A 20,999-nucleotide genomic window follows, 5' to 3' on the forward strand; every position below is an offset into this window, starting at 1 on the left:
TCCTTCAGAACTGTGTTTAGCGAACCTATACCTTACACAAGTATAGGTTAACCTGCCCTGAAAACTAATTTCATATAAAATCCACTGATTTGACGCTGTGATTAGTGCTTTTTTTGGGGTATCCTAACGGCAATTTTTTATTAGTTTGCAAGAAGTCTGGAACCGTAGATGCAAGAGCAATATAACCCGCAAGACATAGAGTCAAAAGTCCAAGCCTACTGGGAAGAAAACCAAGTATTTAAAGCCACTGAAGACGAGAGCAAAGAAAAGTATTATTGCCTTTCTATGTTCCCTTACCCAAGCGGCCGACTCCACATGGGTCATGTGCGTAACTACACGATTGGTGATGTTGTTTCTCGTTTCCAACGCTTGCAAGGCAAAAACGTAATGCAACCTATGGGTTGGGACGCGTTTGGTCTACCGGCTGAAAATGCGGCAATTAAAAATAAAACTGCGCCAGCAAAATGGACCTACGAGAACATCGATTACATGCGTACCCAACTTAAGCAATTAGGTTTTGGTTATGACTGGGATCGTGAGATCGCAACTTGCCATCCAGAATATTACAAATGGGAACAGTGGTTCTTCACTAAGCTTTACGAAAAAGGCCTAGTGTACAAAAAAATGTCAACGGTAAACTGGGATCCAGTAGACCAAACAGTACTTGCTAACGAGCAAGTTATTGATGGTCGCGGTTGGCGTTCAGGTGCTGTAGTTGAACAAAAAGAAATTCCACAGTGGTTTATTAAAATCACTGACTACGCGCAAGAGCTACTTGACGACTTAGACAAGTTAGAAGATTGGCCAGAGCAAGTTAAAACCATGCAGCGCAACTGGATTGGTCGCTCTGAAGGGTTAGATATTGAGTTTAAACGCACCGATAACAACGAAACATTCAGCGTTTATACCACTCGCCCTGATACCTTTATGGGTGTGACTTATGTTGCTGTTGCAGGCGGACACCCTATCGCACAAGAAGCAGCTAAAAATAGCGACGCTGTGGCACGCTTTGTTGATGAATGCAAAAACACCAAAGTAGCTGAAGCTGATATGGCGACGATGGAGAAAAAAGGCATCGCAACGGGCTTTTTTGCTACTCACCCACTTACCGGTGAGCAAGTACCAATTTGGGTTGCCAACTTTGTATTAATGCATTATGGCTCAGGTGCTGTAATGGCCGTACCCGCGCACGACCAACGGGACTTTGAATTTGCTACCGCTTACGGTTTAGACATCAAACAAGTCATTGCACCTGTCGCAGGTTCAGATCTTGAAGTAAACCTAAATGAAGCGGCATTCACTGAAAAAGGTGTGCTGGTAAATTCAGCTGAATTTGATGGCCTTGATTTTGATGGCGCATTTAAGGCTATTGCTGACAAACTTGAAGCACTGGGTGTTGGTGAGCGTAAAGTAAACTTCCGTTTACGTGATTGGGGTGTTAGCCGTCAGCGTTATTGGGGTTCACCAATCCCAATGTTAAGCGATGAAAACGGTAACGAACTTGCTGCGACTGAAGATATGCTGCCGGTGCGCTTACCAGAAGACGTGGTAATGAACGGTGTAACATCGCCAATCAAAGCAGATCCACAATGGGCTAAAACCACAGTTAATGGCGCACCTGCGTTTCATGAAACTGACACCTTTGATACGTTTATGGAATCATCTTGGTACTACGCACGTTACTGTAGTCCACGCCATGACAAAGGTATGCTAGATCCAGCTGCGGCAAACTACTGGTTACCAGTAAACCAATACATTGGTGGTATTGAGCACGCTATTTTACATTTATTGTATTCGCGCTTTTTCCATAAATTATTACGTGATTTTGGCTTAGTTAATTCAGATGAGCCATTTGACCGCTTATTATGCCAAGGCATGGTACTTGCCGAAACATTTTATCGTAAAGATGAAAAAGGTGGCGACATTTGGATTTCCCCTAGTGATGTAAATACTGAAACCGACGACAAAGGCCGCGTGACTAAAGCATGGCATAAAGTTGACGGCGAGCCAGTATTCTCATCAGGCATGAGCAAAATGTCTAAATCAAAAAATAACGGTATCGACCCGCAACAAGTTATCGCTCAATACGGCGCTGATACGGTACGTTTATTTATGATGTTTACCGCACCGCCAGAGCAAACGCTTGAATGGTCTGATTCAGGTGTTGAAGGGGCACATCGTTTCATTAAACGTGTATGGAAATATGCGGTTGATGTGAACACTGTTGGTTTCCAAGCATTAGACAAATCAGCATTAAACAACGAGCAAAAAGTGCTTCGTCGTGAGCTGCACAAAGCAATTGCAAAAGTGACTGATGATGTTGAACGTCGTCAAACATTCAACACTGCCATTGCGGCAATCATGGAAATCTCAAACAAATTGTTAAAAGCACCTTTAGCTGACAAACAAGATGTAGCGATTGCCAACGAAGCGCTTGAAGCGCTGTTAATTATGCTTGCACCAATTACGCCGCATTTGTCACATCAATTGTGGCTAGAACTGGGTAAAGAAGGCGATATTTTAGATGCGTCTTGGCCCGTGGTTGATGAGTCTGCCCTTGTTGAAGATGAAAAACTGATCATCGTGCAAGTTAACGGTAAACTACGCGCAAAATTAACGGTGCCAGCTGATGCTACTAAAGAGCAAGTAGAAGCACTAGCATTTGCTGAACCTAACGTATCTAAGTTCACTGATGGCGTAACAATCCGTAAGGTTATTTACGTACCTGGTAAACTACTTAACGTGGTTGCTAACTAATTATGGCTGCTATTCATGCCATTAAAAACGGACTAGCCTTAGCGCTAGTCTGTTTTTTGTTATCTAGCTGCGGCTTTCACCTTAAAAAAGCCTCAAGTCTGCCTGATGACTTGGCCACCTTAACTTTAAACGGTGATGATGAAAAATCAGCGTTATTTGCGATGCTTGGCAAAGAACTCACATTGAGCAAAGTTGAGTTACTCGACACGCCTAAGAAAAACGTCGCTCAGCTGTATTTATATAAAGATCGTCTTGAACGCCAAACCTTATCATTATTTAAAAATGGTCAGGTTGCCGAGTACGAGTTAGCTTATAGTGTTCGCTACTTACTCAAGCGCCCAGGCAAAGAAGCAATTGAACAACGTTTTGAGCTTTATCGTAATTATCAAGACGACCCAGATAACGCTTTAGCAAAAGCAAAAGAGTTAGAGTTGCTACTGAATGAAATTCGCATGCAAGCTAGTCGTCGTATTGTTAGAGAGCTGTCGCAACTATAATGCGCTGTTATGCGAATCAATTACCCAATGAATTAAAAAAAGGCTTACAGCCTTTTTATTTAGTATTTGGTGAAGAACCCTTTCAAGTAGCACAATGCGCTCAACAAATTCGTCAGATTGCGAAACAGCAAGGTTTTGATGAGGTTGTTAAATTTACCTTAATGCCTGGTTTTGATTGGCAAGAGCTAATAGCGCAATATCAAAGTATGTCGTTATTTAGTGCTCGCACTTTAATCGAGCTAGATCTTAATTTTCAAAAGCCAGGTATTGTTGGTAGCCAAACGTTTAAACAGCTCGTAGCACTAAATAACCCCGACACCGTACTTATTGTAAAAGGGGCCAAGGCCAGTCAAGATATTCAGCGCAGTGCTTGGTTTAAGTCGTTAGATAAACTGGGCGTATTTGTACCCTGCTACCCCTGACCGGCAATCATTTAAGCCGTTGGCTTGATGAGCAGTGCCAGCGCTTAAAAATCAATATGCAAGCAGATGCCAAACGCACCCTAATTGATGCTACTGAAGGTAATTTGTTAGCGTGTTTTCAAGAGCTCGAAAAACTGTCGTTATTGCATGGCACTGCTATGATCGATCAACAGCAGGTTTTACAAGGCCTACTTAATCAAGCCAAGTTTGATATTTTTGATTTAAGTGATGCACTGCTACAAGGTAATAGTCGCCAAGCAATTAAAGTATTAAATAAACTCGCTGGCGATAACACTGAAGCTGTGAGTATCTTATGGACCATTACTAAAGAAGCAAATACCTTACTAAGCCTACAATTAGGCTTACAACAAGGTGAACAACTGGCAACGCTATTTAAACAAAAAGCCATCTGGAAAAATCAGCAAGGGCCGATTCAACAAGCACTTAATCGTTTGTCGATACATACTTTAGAGCAAATCACCCAGTTGCTCGCACAATTTGATGCCAGCTATAAACAAGGTAACTTAATCAAGCCTTATCAAGCTTTGGCACATATTTGTTTGGTGTTTTGTCAGCCATTGGTGATCCCACTGCCTGCGCACCCACTTAACTAATTATTAGGCGTTTATAATGATTGCACTGTTTGGTGGCACCTTCGACCCCGTTCACTTAGGCCATATAAATATGGCGAAGCACTGTGTAAAACACTTTAATTTAGCGACTTTATACTTTATGCCTTGTGCTATTCCAGCTCATAAGACTGCACCTGGGATAAGTACGCAGCATCGCATCGCAATGCTCAATGCAGCGATTGCACCTTACCCATATTTTCAACTCGATTTACGCGAACTCAATCGCAGTGGCCCGTCATATTCATTATTAAGCCTGCAAGAGATCCGCACACAATTTCCAGATCAACCATTATTATTTTTAATTGGCATGGATTCGTTTAATAACTTAGATAAATGGTTTGAGTGGCAAACAATTACTCAGCTTTGTCATATTGTGGTATTTCAACGCCCGGGCCTAAAATGCACTGCCCATGGCGAGTTACTCGCATACCAACAAGCCGCAGAATGTAGTAATAGCGCAGAGCTTACAACGCAAGCTGGTGGAAAATTATATTTTTTAGCTGGCGAAGAAATGGCTATTGCCTCAAGCGATATTCGCAAGGCGATTAAAAATGCCATAGATTACAATGAACTTCTTCCTACTGGCGTGAGTCAGTATATTCAATCACAGCAACTTTATCTAAGTGATGAATAAATACCAGTTGCGTGATAAAATAACAGCTATTCACTTTTAAATGAGATAACACCTTGGATACGAAACAACTACTCGCCTTTGCAATAGACAAAATTGACGATATGAAAGCACGTGATGTGGTTAATATTGATGTAAGCGCAAGCTCAGACATCACCGATTTTATGGTCGTGTGCTCTGGTACTTCGAAACGTCATGTATTGTCAATTGCTGATCATTTAGCAAAAGAAGCTCGTCACGCAGGTCAAGAGCCTCTAGGTTATGAAGGCCAAAGCGATGGTGAATGGGCACTGGTTGATTTAGGCGATGTAATCGTACACGTAATGCAAGATCAAGCACGTAGCTATTACGACCTCGAAAAACTATGGAGCTAATTGCTCACTAATTTTACTAGAGCTTGGATGTAACACGTGAAAATACAGATGATTGCCGTTGGCACCAAAATGCCAGCGTGGGTAGAAACGGGTTTTGCACAATATCAGCGCCGCTTTCCAAAAGATATGGCGCTGGAGTTAATTGAAATTCCCGCAGGTAAACGTGGTAAAAATGCAGATATTAAACGTATTTTGCATATTGAAGGCGAAAAAACCTTAGCCGCTATCCCTAAAGGCAATCGTATTGTTACGCTTGAGGTAACAGGCAAAGCGCTTGATACTCACCAATTAGCAAAAGACATGGAGAAGTGGCAACTGGATGGCCGCGATGTAAGTTTGCTAATTGGCGGCCCTGAAGGCTTAGCACCAGAATGTATTGCTGCCTCAGAGCAAAAATGGTCATTATCAAATTTGACCCTACCACATCCATTGGTGCGTATTATTGTTGCTGAAAGTCTATATAGAGGCTGGAGCTTAAACAATAACCACCCGTATCATCGCGAGTAACATTTACTCATGCGCAAACACAGACCCACAATTAGAGACCACTCAGCAGAAGCTAACCTATTTGCTCGTCGCGCCTTTGTGGGGTTTGTATTTGTTACTATTTTAGTCGCGGTTTTACTTTCCAATTTATATACCATTCAAGTTGATGATCACCAAGATTATCAAACACGTTCTAACGACAATCGCATTAAAGTTATTCCTATTGCTCCTAACCGAGGCCTTATTTATGACCGCAATGGTGTGTTGCTTGCTGAAAATAAACCGGTTTATAATTTAGAAGTCATTCCTGAAGAAGTTGACGATCTTGATGCATCACTGTCAGCACTGACACAATTTATTGATATCTCAGAGCAACAAAAAAACGATTTTCTTGATGATATAAAGCATAACCGTCGCTTTAAGAGCCAAGTATTAAAAGCACGTTTAAACGAACAAGAAGTAGCGCGCTTTTCAGTTAATCAGTATAAATTCCCTGGGTTTAGTATCGAAGCACGTTTGGCACGCTACTACCCGTTTGCAGACACCCTAACTCATGCGTTAGGTTACGTCGCTAAACTCAATAAAAAAGAACTGGCTCAGCTCGAATCACAAGAGCAAGGTACTAATTACCGTGCAACCCATGATATTGGTAAACTCGGTATTGAGAAATATTATGAACAACTGCTGCATGGCCAAGTAGGCTCGCAGCGGGTTGAAGTCAATAATCGTGGTCGTGTCATTCGTACCTTAAGCATGACTCCTCCGCAACCAGGTAATGATTTAGTGCTCACCCTTGATGTTGGCTTGCAGCAGATTGCCCAACATGCACTTAAAGATATGCGTGGCGCTGTAGTCGTCATGGACGCTAAAGACGGTGGCGTGTTAGCGCTGTATTCTAATCCCAGTTATGATCCGAACTTATTTGTTCACGGTATTAGCAGTAAAAACTATAAAGCCCTATTAAACCCTGACCGACCTCTTATAAATAGAACCACACAAGGACGTTATGCACCAGCATCGACGGTAAAACCTCACATGGCAGTTCTTGCTCTTGAAGAAGGTCTCGTTACCGAGCAAACGTCAATGTGGGATCCTGGCTTCTTTCAAATTCCGAATGTTGATCATAAATGGCGAGATTGGAAACGTTGGGGCCATGGTCATGTTGATGTTTACAAAGCCATTGAAGAGTCGTGCGATACCTACTTTTATGATGTCTCTTATCGATTAGGGATCACCAAAATCAGTGATTTTATGGCACAGTTTGGCTACGGTGATTTAACCGGCATTGATATTCATGAAGAAACCACGGCTATTTTGCCCTCAAAAGAATGGAAAGAAGGCCGTTTTAAAGAATCATGGTGGCGTGGCGATACAATCTCAGTTGGCATTGGCCAAGGTTATTGGACCGCAACCCCCTACAAATCGCAAACGCGATGAATATATTAGTGAACCGTGGAATTAACCACCCACCACACTTAGTACAAGTTGTGAAAAAAGACGATGAAGTTACACAAATCAATAATGAAGAAAAACCCCCGATTTTTTTAAAAGAACCTCACCATTGGCAAATCGCTTTAGATGCTATGCATAACACAGTACAAAAAGCCTCTGGTACCGCTCACAAAGCATTTAAAGGAACAAATTACGATTCAGCAGGTAAAACAGGCACCGCACAAATAGTCAGTATTGCTCAAGGTGAACGCTACGATGCAAAATCCCTCAAAGAGCGTCAACGTGATAACACTATCTATGTAGGCTTTGCACCTTATGAGGATCCCAGAATCGTTGTTTCTGTTGTTCTAGAAAACAATCATGGCGGTGTGCAAATTGCTCGCCAACTAATGGATTACTACTTTGCTGCAAATCCCGTTAATCTTGCCAGGAATAACACACCATGACTACTCTACATGATGGTCGTTCAATCTGGGTGCGTATGCATCTTGACTTGCCGCTACTACTGGCATTGCTATTAATGATGGCAGGCAGTGTAACCGTTGTTTATAGCGCCAGTGGTCAAGACCTGGCAATGATGATCCGCCATATTACCAGGATGGGCGGCGCAATTTTAGGCATGCTTATTTTGGCGCAACTTTCACCAGCGACCTTAAAGCGTTTAGTTATTCCTTTATATTGTGCTGGATTACTGATGCTAGTTGCGGTGCTGTTATTTGGCGTCAGCTCCAAAGGCGCTCAGCGCTGGTTAGATTTAGGTATTACCCGTTTTCAACCTGCTGAATTAATGAAAATAGCCGTGCCTATGATGGTGGCTTGGTATATTGGCCGTAATCATTTACCGCCTAGAGCACTACACTTAGTTGTTGGTTTTACCATTGTTATGGTTCCCACACTCCTGATCAAAGAGCAGCCCGACTTAGGCACATCTATCTTAATCGCCAGTTCAGGGATATTTGTATTATTTTTGTCTGGTCTAAGCTGGCGATTAATCGGCTTTTTGAGCGCTTTGGTTGCTTTAGCTGCGTGGCCTTTTTGGCATTACGGTATGCATGACTATCAAAAACAGCGGGTACTAACTTTGTTCAATCCAGAAAGCGATCCTCTTGGCTCTGGTTACCATATTATTCAATCAAAAATAGCTATCGGCTCCGGTGGTATTGAAGGTAAAGGTTGGTTGCAAGGCACCCAATCACAATTAGAATTTTTACCCGAACGCCATACTGATTTTATCTTCTCTGTACTTAGTGAGGAGTTTGGTCTTTTTGGTGTATGTGTTTTATTATGCATGTATCTATTCATCATTGGTCGCGGTTTATATATCGCGGTTAATGCCCAAGATGCATTTGGTAAATTACTGGCAGGTGCACTGACCCTGACTTTTTTTGTTTATGTATTTGTAAATATTGGCATGGTATCAGGGTTACTGCCTGTAGTGGGTGTACCATTGCCATTAATAAGTTATGGCGGTACATCGATGGTTACCTTAATGGCTGGATTTGGCATTATTATGTCTATCGCAACTGATAAAAGGATGCTATTAAAGTAATGCGTTACTGTCTAAAGTTGTTCAGTTGTTCATGGTTAATGATTGTTTTAAGCGCTTGTAGTTCCTCAGGCATAAATCACAGTGACCGGTATAGTATGCGCCATGATTCTGCACCACTTCGCGCGCCAACTGAATTAGAAATGCAAGATGCCATAGTCACTAAAGTTACCAAAAGTGCCAGTGCTGGCCGCGCTTACACCGTTAATGGCAAAAACTATACTCCGATGCTGGATGAAACTGGCTATAGCGAAGAAGGTATCGCCTCATGGTATGGGCGCAAATTTCATGGTTACCACACCTCAAATGGCGAAATATATGATATGTTCGCGATGACTGCCGCTCATAAAACGTTACCCTTACCAAGCTTTGTAAAAGTAACCAACACCAGTAATGGCAAGTCTGTGATTGTCCGTGTAAATGATCGTGGCCCATTTCATGATGACCGCTTAATCGATTTATCCTATGCAGCAGCGTATAAACTTGGTTACTATCATCATGGTACAGCCAAGGTTAAGCTTGAGGCTATCACAATGCCCGATTCGACTGCGCGTTTGAGTTATATTCAAGTCGCTGCAGGCAGTACCTTAGAAAATATTGAAGCATTAGCGTACACCCTACGCCAGCAATATCAATTACCCACTAATATTGTGGAAAAAGATGCTATTTATAGGCTGCGTTTAGGGCCAATTAAAAATGCTGAGCAAGCTCAGCAAGTACTTGAAAAATTAAAACAGGATCAATTTCAAAACGCGTTCTTGCTTTATAGTGAATAACACCTTTAGAATGAGGTAAACGCGAATCTTTAACTTTAACCATTAATGAGTATGATGAAATCTATTAAATCCAAAATTATTAGCGGTGTGTGTAGCGTTGTTTGCTCTGCTGCCGTTTTTTCTGCGACCGCCCAAATCATCCCAGCCCCACCTCAAGTTAATGCAAAAGGTTATTTTCTTGTTGATTTTACTACAGGTAAAATTATAGCTGAAGGTGAACCTGATACTCGCCTAGCACCTGCCAGTTTAACTAAAATGATGACCAGCTATGTCATTGGTACCGAAATCAAAGCGGGTAACATTGCCCCAACCGATATGGTCACAGTGAGCGAAAAAGCGTGGGCTAAAAACTTTCCTGAATCATCAAAAATGTTTATCGAAGTCGGTAAGCAGGTCACTGTCGATGATTTAAACCACGGTATAATTATTCAATCAGGTAATGATGCCTGTGTGGCTATGGCAGAACATATTGCCGGTAGCGAAAGCGCATTTGCAGACTTAATGAATGCCCATGCTGAGAAATTAGGTATGAGTAACAGCCACTTCATTAACAGCCATGGCTTAGATACCAACGAACACTTCACAACCCCTCGAGATATGGCCACCTTAGGTGCAGCACTTATTCGTGATGTGCCTGACGAGTATGCAGTTTACGCACAAAAATCATTTACTTTTAACGGCATTAAGCAATACAACCGTAACTCACTGTTATGGGATGAAAGCTTAAACGTTGATGGTATAAAAACCGGTCATACATCGGAAGCCGGTTACAGCTTAGTAAGTTCAGCGACTAAAGATGATATGCGTTTAATCGCCGTGGTTATGGGTACTTCGAGTGAACGTGCACGTAAAGTAGAAAGTAAAAAATTACTTAACTATGGTTTTCGTTTTTTTGAAACAATCACACCTTACAAAGCCGGCGACAGTTTTGCCGAGCAACGTATTTGGATGGGTAACAAAGAAAATGTATCGTTAGGCATTTTAGTTGATACGCCGATCACTATTCCGCGTGGCCAACGTAAAAATTTAAAAGCCGACTTTAAACTTGATAAAGTTTTAGAGGCGCCATTAGCGAAAGGCTCTACCGTAGGTACTTTATCTTTACAACTTGAAGGCGAAGTAATTGCTCAGTATCCTCTGGTAACGCTTGAAGAAGTTGAAGAAGGTAGCTTCTTTAGTAAAATTTATGATTACCTACGTTTACAAATAATGTAAAACGCTACCAAATAATATAAGCGCCTTGCAAAGCAAGGCGTTTTTTTTGCTTTAAAGATGGTAGAATGCGCCCCATATCTAACCCGCAAATAACCAGAATACCAATTGTCTTACGTAAGCGATTAATTCAATTGCTATAAAGGTCGAGAACAGGTTATCTAATCGGTTTATTGTTTAGTAAAATAGTACTAAACGCACATAAGTATGAGGAGTCAACGTCGTGGCTACACCGGTAAAAAATACTAAATTTGATGAATATTTAGAATACCCTTGCCCTTTTACATTTAGAGTAATGGGGTTGGCAAACGTCAACTTAACTGACCAAATTCTAACTAAGTTACAACCTATTGCCCCTGGCGATTACGCGCCAAAAGTTAAACCTAGCAGCAAAGGTAATTATGAGTCAGTTAGCTTAGTCGTTACCGTGACCAGCGGCACTCATATTGAAGAAATTTATAACGTGATAAGTGCGATTGATGACGTACGACACATGCTTTAAACGCTAAGCGGAGTAAGCTGTGAGCGAAAATACCTTAATCGTCCGTCAACTTGGTAAACAGCGTTACATGCCAATTTGGCAACAAATGCAAAACTATACTGATGTTCGAACTGAGCATGATGCGGATGAAATATGGCTCGTTGAACATGAGCCAGTATTCACGCAAGGCCAAGCAGGTAAAGATGAACACCTACTTGCCCCTGGCGACATAGAAGTGATCAAGGTTGACCGAGGTGGTCAAGTAACCTATCACGGACCGAGCCAGCAAATGATGTACGTATTATTTAACTTACGTCGCTTGAAAATTGGCGTACGAGAATTGGTCACATGGCTTGAAGAGTGTATTATCGATACACTCAATGATTACGGTATTAAAGCCTACGCAAAAGCTGATGCCCCAGGGGTTTATGTTAACGATAGCAAAATAGCATCATTAGGACTTCGTGTTCGCCGTGGCTGCTCTTTTCATGGTCTAGCATTGAATGTAAACATGGACATGAGTCCGTTTTTACGTATCAACCCATGTGGTTACGCCGGTATGAACATGGTGCAAACAACCGACTTGAACGGCCCAGAAAACCTTGCGCAAGCAGGTGCTGGTCTCGTAAAACATATGATTAAAAAACTTAATGCGACACAGGTTAAGTATACTGAAGGGTTTGAAAACGAATGAATAAACCAGTCAAGATGGAACCAGGGGTAAAACTACGCGACGCTGAAAAAATGGCGTTGATCCCAGTAAAAGTATTACCCACTGAAAAAAACGAAATGTTACGCAAGCCAGAGTGGCTAAAAATTCGCTTACCTAAATCAACCGAGCGGATCGACGGCATTAAACAAGCCATGCGTAAGCACGGACTGCATTCAGTGTGTGAAGAAGCCTCTTGCCCTAACTTATCAGAATGCTTTAATCACGGTACAGCAACTTTTATGATTTTAGGCGCAATTTGTACTCGTCGTTGCCCATTTTGTGATGTTGCCCATGGCCGTCCGTTAACACCAGACGCCGCAGAGCCTGAAAAGTTGGCTCTTACTATTCGCGATATGAAGTTAAGCTATGTGGTGATCACCTCTGTGGATCGTGATGATTTACGTGATGGCGGCGCACAACATTTTGCTGATTGTATTCGTGAAATTCGCAAGTATAACCCAAAAATCACCATCGAAATTTTAGTGCCTGATTTTCGTGGTCGCATGGACCGAGCGCTTGAAATCTTAATAGAAACGCCACCAGATGTATTCAATCATAACCTTGAAACTGCACCGCGTTTATATAAACTTGCGCGCCCAGGTGCTGACTACAAATGGTCATTAGAATTACTGCGTCGCTTTAAAGAAGCACACCCTGAAGTGAAAACTAAATCAGGCCTAATGGTTGGTCTTGGCGAAGAAATTAGCGAAATCGAAGAAGTACTGCGTGATTTACGCGCGCATAATGTCGATATGCTAACGGTTGGCCAATACCTACAGCCATCAAAGCATCACTTACCTGTAAAACGCTACGTGCCACCAGCAGAGTTTGACGCGCTTAAAGAGTACGCTGATGAAATTGGCTTTACTCATGCCGCATCAGGTCCATTTGTTCGTTCAAGCTACCATGCTGATCAACAAGCTGCGGGTAAAGAAGTGAAGTAATCATTTTTACAGAATTGAAAGAGCCGTTAGTAATGGATTAAATCACTAACGGCTTTTTGTTTTCTTAATCACGTGCAATTTATATCGATACCGACACTCATCTCGCATGTCTTTAATTACTAAAGCTAGGATTATATTGATAAACGGCTTGTGATTTAGTCAGCCCCCCTGTGAGGTTCAAACTACTTAAACTATTCATACCATCGAACGCAATCAAAGCTCGTTGCACTACTTTTTGCGTATAATTAGCCATGAAGTCTTCATATTTAAACGATGGCTGCGCGATGATTAGCTGTTGACCAGCCGAGGGAATACCGCTGTACCATAGTGTTACACTGACTTGTGCATCAATTGAGCCTAAGTCAATTTGTGCTCCTTTATAAACACGCTCGTAAATAGTTAAGTTGCCGACTTGTGCCAGCATCAAATTATCATTAAAACTAAACTCTAATTCAAAGCCAGAGTCATGCGTATTTATATCTTTAAAGCCATTGATTTTACGAGTATTTGGTGCTTTAGTTGAATGACTATAAACTACTTGGTAATCAGAATTGGTTATTCCTCAGTCAGCCTCTAGCTTAGTCTTGGTGCCGTTAGTCGCTGATGATAAATCTTCGAAATTAGCGGTATAGCGATCCCGACTGCGAAATTTCAATGTCACTTCTGAATTACCATTTTCGATTCGTTCACGAAACGAATAACCTAAATTTTGCAGCTGACAGCTACCTAGAGTATCGAAAAACTTAACTGTACGGTTCTTATCAAGTGATAATGAGCCATTTACATCGTAAGATTGCCGTCTCTACTATGGCTTTAAATGCACTAAAATAACTGTCTACGTTAGCCGACTCATTACTATAAGTGAGTTTGCTAGGCTCGAGTAAACCCTTATACTATCGAGAAATCACATCAGGATTATCGGCACTAACAGCGCTACAAATTAATAATAATGACAAACCACTGACAAATTCGCTTTTATGTTTCATCACTAACCTTTATAAATTGTAATAAAAAAAGCCGACGTGAATCGGCTTGAATTCATTATGATTATTGAATAGGTGATAAATCCAGACCATCAACTATATACAAGGTATTACCATCAACGACAGTATTATTAGTATCTAAATACTTTTGCCCTAACGGCCCTCCAATAGTGGCTTCAGACCAAGTAGCAAAGTCATCATCATTAATCACCCCCAAACGCGTATTATCGATAAGCCATAAACCTTCCATCTTGTCATGTGGGTAAGAAACTTCGTTAACCATATCAACAACTGGCGATGTGCTTTTTGTCACTGGTAAGATATTCTTTGCAGCTAGTTCAGCCCAACCTGCATCATAATCAACTGCATCATTTATAACTTGCTCTATTGTTTTACCTGCAATGATTAAACCTAAATTGCTATTTTGTTCAATATCCCCCATTGCTGCAACTGCTTCTAAATCGGTCGCACCGCTGATATCAATCTTATAAACATGCTTTTGTGCTGTCTCATCACCTTTGTTATAAAAAGCACCGTCACGTTCAAGTACTAAGAAGCTCGTGTTGCTAAGCGCTTTAATTGCTGAGTTAGAATTCGACCCTTTAACCTGTCGATACAAATATTGCGAAATATTGCCAGTTTCTAAATCAACAGTGACAATACGAGTTAAATCTGTACGGTTTTTACTCGGATTATCCAAGCTTGATTGCATAATGCCGACTAATGTTTTCTGATCAGGTGTGATCGCTAACCCCTCCATACCACGGTTAGCCCATCGATTAGCAAACTCTGCTGGTAAGTTAATCTTCAAACCGTAATCAGTATTAATAGCATCTGTACGTATGTCTGCGGTAAATGCATTAATACGGCCAATTTCTTTACCGTTAGCATCATAATGCACCATGTGTGGACCATACTCATCGCTAACCCAGAAAGTACCATCTTTTAAAGCAGCTAAACCTTCGGCATCCAAACCATAATCATCATAAACTGCAGGGTTAGTAACTTCGTCATACGGCTGCGTCATATCTGCGCGAATAACTTCGCCATCAGTCGTATACGGTACTTCACCTGTTCCACCTAATGCAGCTGAATTTGGTAGGCCACTAATATTGTTACCATCACGATCTTTGAGCAAAATATCTTTAATCTTAGCGATATCACCCGTTGACTGAACTGCAAATAAACCAATACGCGGCGTGTAGTCAGGTGTTGGGAACTTCTTACCATTACCGTGAGGTGCGCCCTCTTGAGAGGTTCGATAATTAGAATTAGGACCACGATCAGTTAAAGCATAAAATTGTGTCGTATTCATCGGGTGACCATCCATATCAGAGCCGTAACCACCATTGCGTACCTCAAAAGTAGATCCTGGGTAATAATAATTTTCTAGTTCGTTGCGCATTACGGTATAAGATAGACGCTCACCGGTACTCCCAAAATTATCAGGGTTACAAAGAAAGGACGTACTTGTAACCTCTGTTGTGGCTAAAGCACCATTGCGGTCGGCATCCAAACCCGAATCAATTTTTATGCCGCCCATCCAACAGTTGCTATCGCCCATATTCAACTCTGTTTGCATAACTAAGCTGTTTAATCCAACAGCACCGTCTATACCGCCATTACCATTCGTGCCATCTGTCCCATTAGCACCGTCTTTACCATCACTACATGCGCCTAGTAATACTGTTACTAAAACGAACGATAGGTTTAGTTTAAATTTTTTCACAACAACTCCATTTATACTTTTTATAATTAGAGTGGTCATAGTAAGCAGTAAAAATGACAGCAATTAATGCCTAATAATTACTAACTTGAACTTTCAATGAAACTTGCATGACAAATTCATAGTTGATTATGAATAAACATCAAATAAAGAGGCTCTTCAATCGATTACAAGTAACTAACGGACTTATTTAAGCGCTGAGCAGCTTAAGCACATTCGCTTCCTCACGCTGCATTGCCTGACGTTCATGGGCATACAACTGCGCTAATTTAATCTCTGACAATGGCGTTTTAGCACTTACCAGAGTTAGCTCTAAATTAGGCTGCACATGACTAAATACATAATGAACTCGCGCAATATGAAATTCTGAACTGACTAAAATGGCCGCGGTTATATGTTCCGCTATAAGTATTGGCTTAGTGAGTAACGCATCCTCAAAGGTAAAGCGGCTTAGTGCCACCGGTAAAAAAGCAGATTCGGGTATGCCAAGTTCAATTAAGTAACTTTTAGTATATTCACCATGGGCGTGGTTAGTGGTATTAAAATGTGCGCCAAACCCGCCAGTGCACAATACCTTAACAGAGGGGTTTGCTTGGTATATTTGATAAGCTCGCTGACAACGGCTTTTTGCTATTACTGATAAACTACCATCGTTGTTATTTGGCCCACCTAAAACAATCAGTGCCGTTTTAATTTCGCTATTCGTCGCTGCTCTCATTACGCGATTCTCAATTGTTTTTTATTCTTTGGCTATCAGCTTAAAACTATTTTTGCGGTTTGCAATTAATCATTAGGTCAAACGGCTTTTCCTTGAGACAATCCACACTGTTATTTTTAAAACATGGTTCTTTATGAAACTATTAGTTAGAAACTTATCACGTACTATCACTGAACATGAGATCCGCGTACTTTTTACTGAACACGGTAAAGTAGCCGATTGTAATTTAGTACTAGATAAAGAAACCGGCCAATCGAAAGGCTTTGCCTTTGTAGAAATGCCAAACGATGCAGAAGCTGCTGTAGCAATAAAAGCATTGAATCAAAGTACTGTTGATAAAAGCAAGATCCGCGTAAAGAAAGCTGACGCTTAAACGTGTTATTTTGTTGCAAAAGGCCAGCACTCTTCGCTGGCTTTTAGCTTTTCCCCACACAACTTCTGCGCCAGTCCCTTTCACCCAACGAAATTTAATTCAATCACTAAATCATAGTACCCAAAATCAACTAATTGTATTTTATAAAAATATCTGCGCTTCATGGCAAAAAACTAGACAGCAAAACCGACACCCCATATAGTCACAGTATGTATCCTTAAAAACCTGCAATTATGTCTCCTCTTTTTAAATCACTCAGTATAACTCTATTATTGGGCTTAACTGGCTGTTCAGAGCCTACTCAAGAACAGGCAACGCTTGACAATACAACCAGTGTAAATTTAAGCAATATTAAACAACATATTAAAACCCTTGCCTCAGACGAATTTGAAGGACGCGGTCCATTAACGCGCGGTGAAGTAAAAACTGTGGGTTACTTAAGTGACCAATACCAAGCGCTTGGATTAACTGGCGCATATAATAATAAGTTTTTACAGCCGGTAAAAATGGCGATGGTAACCGCTGATCAAAACATGCAATTAAAAATTGGCGACTTGAGCTTTACCGCTGGAAAAGATTTTACGGCGCGAACGAAACAATTACAGCCACTTATTGATGTTCGTAATTCAGAGGTAGTATTTGTTGGTTATGGCATTAATGCGCCCGAGTATAATTGGAATGATTATAAAAATATTGATGTAACGGGTAAAACGGTTGTTGTGTTAGTAAATGATCCTGGGTTTGCTACGCAAAACGATGCGCTATTTACCGGCAACGCCATGACCTACTACGGTCGCTGGACTTACAAATACGAAGAAGCCGCTCGCCAAGGCGCAGCCGCAGTATTTATTGTGCACGAAACAGCGCCAGCTGCATATCCTTGGGGCGTAGTTGAAAGCTCAAATACAGGCACAAAATATACCTTGATGGATAACAACCTAAACGCATCAGAACTACCGGTAATGGGTTGGCTAACACTCGATGCAACCGAGCAGCTATTTAAATCAGCAAACTTGAGCTATCAACAATTAAAGCAACAAGCACTTAACGACGACTTTAAAGCTACTGCGCTTAATTTAACAGCAAACCTTGCATTTAAAAACGAAGTGTCACACGCTAAATCACACAATGTTGTTGCGCAATTAACGGGCAGTGAAGCGCCTGATGAATATATTGTGGTCAGCGCACATTGGGACCATTTTGGCACTAAGCAAACTGATAGCGGGCCAAAAATTTATAATGGTGCAGTTGATAATGCCTCAGGCAGTGCTGCCACAATTGAAATCGCTCGTATATTAAGTAACATGCATAAACAAAAACCGTTTAAGCGCTCGATTATTTTTGCAAACTTTACCGCCGAAGAAACAGGGTTAATTGGCTCAGAGCAATTTGCCAGTGGCGAACTTATCCCTACCAAGCAGATGGTCGCTCTGTTAAATATTGATGGTATGAATGTGCTAGATGGCACCGATTACATACTGCAATACGGCAAAGGCTTATCACAAATGGAAGACTACCTTAGCAAAGCCGCAAGCAAACAAGGCCGTCATGTAAAAATGGATCCCGTGCCACAAAACGGCCTATTCTTCCGATCAGATCACTTCTCACTAGCTAAACAAGGCGTACCTGGTTTACTGTTTATGAGTTTAGGTGATACAGATCCAGATTATATTGCTCATAAATACCATAAAGAAGCTGATGATTACTCTGCTCAGTGGTCATTAGGTGGTGTAAAACAAGACATCGAGTTAATTGTTGATATCGCATCACAATTGGCAAACAACGGTGATTGGCCAAAATGGCAAGCCGATTCAGATTTTAAAACTCGTCGCGCCCAAGACCGCGCAGAATAAATTAAGTTGAGTTGGGGTAGGCATTCATCGCCTACCCCATTTTTATTAATGCCCTTTCTTATTGCGTTGTGCGCTCAATAATAAGGTTTCGGCTTTTGCCCCTAAATACACATAAATAGCCAACGCAATCAATAGCCCTACAACCGCCAACATCATATAAATTGCCGGTAATAAATACTGCGACTGCCCCAGCGCTGCCTTAAACATCGTTAATAACGCTTCAATAGACACTGCAATTAAAATAGTTGAAATAAACCGTGTGATAGTGCGCCGCGTTGAACTGTGCCTAAAGATATCTTTATGCATTAAAATTTCTTCTTCGAGAATCGTTTTACCTAAATCAAATATTGCTAACGCGAGGGTGATAAAAATGATGATCGTAAACGGTTCGAGCGGATCATTTTCTATAGAGCGGACAAACAGTAAGCTATAAATATCACCAAACACCCTACCAAGTAAAAATAACACTAAGATAAATAAGCAACTGACAATAATGCCATAACCCGCTTTAAAAAATGGCGTCATCGTGGCGCGAGTACGATCCCCCATAATAAATTCGATTAATTGCGTTAGACATACATCAATCACTAAATAGCGATTTTCGCCATATGAAGCATGTAACGATTTTATTGCTGAAATACATAAGTGATTGGTCGCGATCGAAATATAGGGCGGCGTAAAACGAGTATGTTGCTGTTGTTGGATACCTTGAAAATACGGCCGTTCACTCAAATCCTGTGAATCGCCACGATTATTTAAGGTTTTCATATACTGACGTTTAAAGCAGACATTGTTACCTAGCTGCACGCCATTTTTATCTAAACAGTATTGTAATTCTAAAAATGGGTATTGAGCGATTAAATAACGATTATCTTGTTGTTTTTTAACACCGTCTTCTAAGCTTGCTAGCACTGAGTCAAGTAAGTCGTGGATCACGGTTTGATATTCTTGGTAACGTTCGACGCTACTGATATAACTCATTCTTGCCATGTGTTTGCTCCTAACTGCATAATTAAAAGTAATAGCAATTACAGAACCAACTTTACAAAAACTTATAAATCAATTAGTTGCATTATTTAAATAAAATAAAAAATCTATTTCGCACCAACCAGGTGCAAAATAAACTGCTGGACTTACTTTTTTGCAAGCATAAAAAATGGGCTACTTAGCCCATTCTTTCATTAAATCAATTACTTTTAAATTTCATCATCAGAGTCTTGCACTTGACGTTGTGCAGCTCTAGCAATGATTTCAACATAAAACGACTCTAAGCCTTGTTTTTCAATTTCGCTGATTGAGTTGCTAATTTCAGCAACGTGCACCACTTGGGCATCTTCAGCTGTGTTACCAAATTTACAATCAAATGCCCAGTAATCAGCATCAATTGGCAACGTTTTGTTACGCTCTCTTTTCAAATACTTTTTTACTTCATGCTTTGCAGCATCTACCATGCGAGGGTATTTGATTTTCTCGTGATTCAGCGTGAATGTTTTCTTCATTACGTTCCTAATTACCTTGATTTAATGATGATGGCAATAATACCAAGTAAATTGGAAATGCCATTTGGGGTCATTATAGCAATTGCATTTAGTTTGTGGATGCTTTTTTTACACTAAAATAAATAAAATATTTTTACCGATAATTATTACAGCTTAATATCACGCTTGGGCAAGGTGTAAGGGTTGATGAAGATCTGCATTATTAAGGCTATCGTAAAATGCAGCCGCATCCATTTGCGGATGATCCAGCTGTGTTTCTTTATCTAAATGACGCTTTCGCACGACTAGTTCGCAATTATCAATCACCATTAGTGGAATATGGTTTTTATCATCTCTGATCACTAATGGTTCCGGCGCAAGGCACGAACGTAAACGAATATCTGCCATGCTGCCTTGTTGTAATAGCTGTGCATTATGTTGGCCAATGAGCATATCAAATTCATCTGGAGCCAATGCTTGCTCAGGCCCTGCCCCTAATTGTTCACGTAATTGCGCTTCATTTGGTGTTGAAGCATGTGCATCAAATGGGGTTTTAGGGAGATGAAATTGACTAAAATCTAACACGTCATGAGAAAGCATTGCCAATAATAATGCAAACTCGCCACGACGGTGTTCTGAGACACTTTTGGCAAGACGATTGTTAAGTTGACTCTCTGTGATTAACAAATCATCGATTTGCATAGACTTTAGCCGATTGCAGTTAGTAATAGATATTTATCGGCTTTATTTAATATTTCTTTAGCTTTTTCTTTACTTAAATGCTCACTTTGCTATTATCAGCGCCGTTGCATTGGAGGGGTTCCCGAGCGGCCAAAGGGATCAGACTGTAAATCTGACGGCTCAGCCTTCGCTGGTTCGAATCCAGCTCCCTCCACCACTTTTCTTACCGCTAAGTTAAGTGGGCCAAATGCGACAAAATTAGTGT

Annotated in this window: 19 protein-coding genes, 1 tRNA gene and 2 pseudogenes; 16 read left to right on the plus strand and 6 right to left on the minus strand. The window is 41.0% G+C overall.

The window, feature by feature from the left end:
* The first annotated feature begins 168 nt into the window (after window positions 1-168).
* From leuS to lipA, 13 genes and pseudogenes are all read left to right on the plus strand, one after another.
* Window positions 169-2,757 carry a leucine--tRNA ligase gene (gene leuS / locus P4S61_RS02680; RefSeq protein ID WP_337117733.1) on the plus strand — a complete coding sequence of 863 codons (2,589 nt, stop codon included), beginning with the start codon at window positions 169-171 and terminating at the stop codon, window positions 2,755-2,757.
* Between the two features lie 2 nt (window positions 2,758-2,759).
* Window positions 2,760-3,254 (plus strand): LPS-assembly lipoprotein LptE, encoded by a 495-nt coding sequence (locus P4S61_RS02685; RefSeq protein ID WP_145240554.1) that lies wholly within the window; start codon window positions 2,760-2,762, stop codon window positions 3,252-3,254.
* Window positions 3,254-4,290, plus strand: a pseudogene (gene holA, locus P4S61_RS02690) (DNA polymerase III subunit delta). Before P4S61_RS02685 ends, holA begins: the two are co-directional and overlap by 1 nt.
* Before the next feature lie 16 nt (window positions 4,291-4,306).
* Entirely contained in the window at window positions 4,307-4,942 is a 636-nt protein-coding gene (gene nadD, locus P4S61_RS02695; protein ID WP_149980732.1) for a nicotinate-nucleotide adenylyltransferase, read from the plus strand.
* A gap of 53 nt (window positions 4,943-4,995) precedes the next feature.
* Window positions 4,996-5,313: a ribosome silencing factor gene (rsfS, locus tag P4S61_RS02700; protein ID WP_145240548.1), complete on the plus strand. Its 318-nt coding sequence runs from the start codon at window positions 4,996-4,998 to the stop codon at window positions 5,311-5,313.
* Between the two features lie 36 nt (window positions 5,314-5,349).
* A complete protein-coding gene (rlmH, locus tag P4S61_RS02705; protein ID WP_145240546.1) occupies window positions 5,350-5,820 on the plus strand; it encodes a 23S rRNA (pseudouridine(1915)-N(3))-methyltransferase RlmH in 471 nt (156 codons plus the stop codon).
* Window positions 5,821-5,829: 9 nt separating this feature from the next.
* Window positions 5,830-7,697, plus strand: a pseudogene (gene mrdA / locus P4S61_RS02710) (penicillin-binding protein 2).
* Window positions 7,694-8,800, plus strand: coding sequence for a rod shape-determining protein RodA (gene rodA / locus P4S61_RS02715; protein ID WP_337117734.1), 1,107 nt, complete (start codon window positions 7,694-7,696; stop codon window positions 8,798-8,800). The pseudogene mrdA and the gene rodA overlap by 4 nt, the downstream one beginning before the upstream one ends.
* A complete protein-coding gene (locus P4S61_RS02720; RefSeq protein WP_145240541.1) occupies window positions 8,800-9,573 on the plus strand; it encodes a septal ring lytic transglycosylase RlpA family protein in 774 nt (257 codons plus the stop codon). Before rodA ends, P4S61_RS02720 begins: the two co-directional genes overlap by 1 nt.
* 54 nt (window positions 9,574-9,627) lie before the next feature.
* Window positions 9,628-10,788 carry a serine hydrolase gene (locus P4S61_RS02725; protein WP_145240539.1) on the plus strand — a complete coding sequence of 387 codons (1,161 nt, stop codon included), beginning with the start codon at window positions 9,628-9,630 and terminating at the stop codon, window positions 10,786-10,788.
* 220 nt (window positions 10,789-11,008) lie between these two features.
* Window positions 11,009-11,287, plus strand: coding sequence for a DUF493 family protein YbeD (gene ybeD / locus P4S61_RS02730; protein WP_145240537.1), 279 nt, complete (start codon window positions 11,009-11,011; stop codon window positions 11,285-11,287).
* 19 nt (window positions 11,288-11,306) lie between these two features.
* Window positions 11,307-11,960, plus strand: a complete 654-nt coding sequence (gene lipB / locus P4S61_RS02735; protein ID WP_337117735.1) for a lipoyl(octanoyl) transferase LipB — start codon at window positions 11,307-11,309, stop codon at window positions 11,958-11,960.
* On the plus strand, window positions 11,957-12,922 hold the full coding sequence (gene lipA, locus P4S61_RS02740; RefSeq protein WP_145240533.1) for a lipoyl synthase: 966 nt from the start codon (window positions 11,957-11,959) through the stop codon (window positions 12,920-12,922). The genes lipB and lipA overlap by 4 nt, the downstream gene beginning before the upstream one ends.
* 112 nt (window positions 12,923-13,034) lie before the next feature.
* On the opposite strand, the gene P4S61_RS02745 is transcribed toward lipA, so the two are convergent.
* The 3 genes from P4S61_RS02745 to P4S61_RS02755 all read right to left on the minus strand — a co-directional run bounded on the left by P4S61_RS02745 (window position 13,035) and on the right by P4S61_RS02755 (window position 16,349).
* Complete coding sequence (locus P4S61_RS02745) at window positions 13,035-13,346, minus strand: hypothetical protein (RefSeq protein ID WP_337117736.1); 312 nt, start codon at window positions 13,344-13,346, stop codon at window positions 13,035-13,037.
* A 623-nt stretch (window positions 13,347-13,969) separates the two neighbouring features.
* On the minus strand, window positions 13,970-15,634 hold the full coding sequence (locus tag P4S61_RS02750; RefSeq protein ID WP_310736564.1) for an esterase-like activity of phytase family protein: 1,665 nt from the start codon (window positions 15,632-15,634) through the stop codon (window positions 13,970-13,972).
* A 187-nt stretch (window positions 15,635-15,821) separates the two neighbouring features.
* Window positions 15,822-16,349: a YdcF family protein gene (locus P4S61_RS02755; protein WP_220495326.1), complete on the minus strand. Its 528-nt coding sequence runs from the start codon at window positions 16,347-16,349 to the stop codon at window positions 15,822-15,824.
* Between the two features lie 133 nt (window positions 16,350-16,482).
* Here P4S61_RS02755 and P4S61_RS02760 point away from each other — a divergent pair, with 133 nt between their 5' ends.
* Window positions 16,483-16,722 (plus strand): RNA recognition motif domain-containing protein, encoded by a 240-nt coding sequence (locus P4S61_RS02760; RefSeq protein WP_145241401.1) that lies wholly within the window; start codon window positions 16,483-16,485, stop codon window positions 16,720-16,722.
* Window positions 16,723-16,955: 233 nt separating this feature from the next.
* The gene (locus tag P4S61_RS02765) at window positions 16,956-18,575 is read left to right on the plus strand and encodes a M28 family metallopeptidase (RefSeq protein ID WP_182735576.1); all 1,620 of its coding nucleotides are present in this window, start codon (window positions 16,956-16,958) and stop codon (window positions 18,573-18,575) included.
* A 45-nt stretch (window positions 18,576-18,620) separates the two neighbouring features.
* On the opposite strand, the gene P4S61_RS02770 is transcribed toward P4S61_RS02765, so the two are convergent.
* From P4S61_RS02770 to P4S61_RS02780, 3 genes are all read right to left on the minus strand, one after another.
* The gene (locus tag P4S61_RS02770; RefSeq protein WP_145241406.1) at window positions 18,621-19,565 is read right to left on the minus strand and encodes a general glycosylation pathway protein; all 945 of its coding nucleotides are present in this window, start codon (window positions 19,563-19,565) and stop codon (window positions 18,621-18,623) included.
* 206 nt (window positions 19,566-19,771) lie between these two features.
* On the minus strand, window positions 19,772-20,074 hold the full coding sequence (locus P4S61_RS02775) for a DUF6172 family protein (RefSeq protein WP_145241408.1): 303 nt from the start codon (window positions 20,072-20,074) through the stop codon (window positions 19,772-19,774).
* Window positions 20,075-20,233: 159 nt separating this feature from the next.
* Entirely contained in the window at window positions 20,234-20,755 is a 522-nt protein-coding gene (locus tag P4S61_RS02780; protein WP_149980741.1) for a VC2046/SO_2500 family protein, read from the minus strand.
* A 111-nt stretch (window positions 20,756-20,866) separates the two neighbouring features.
* Here P4S61_RS02780 and P4S61_RS02785 point away from each other — a divergent pair.
* Window positions 20,867-20,951 (plus strand) — tRNA-Tyr (locus P4S61_RS02785).
* Window positions 20,952-20,999: the final 48 nt, after the last annotated feature.

Source organism: Pseudoalteromonas sp. B160 (assembly GCF_037162485.1).
Taxonomy (GTDB): domain Bacteria; phylum Pseudomonadota; class Gammaproteobacteria; order Enterobacterales; family Alteromonadaceae; genus Pseudoalteromonas; species Pseudoalteromonas rhizosphaerae.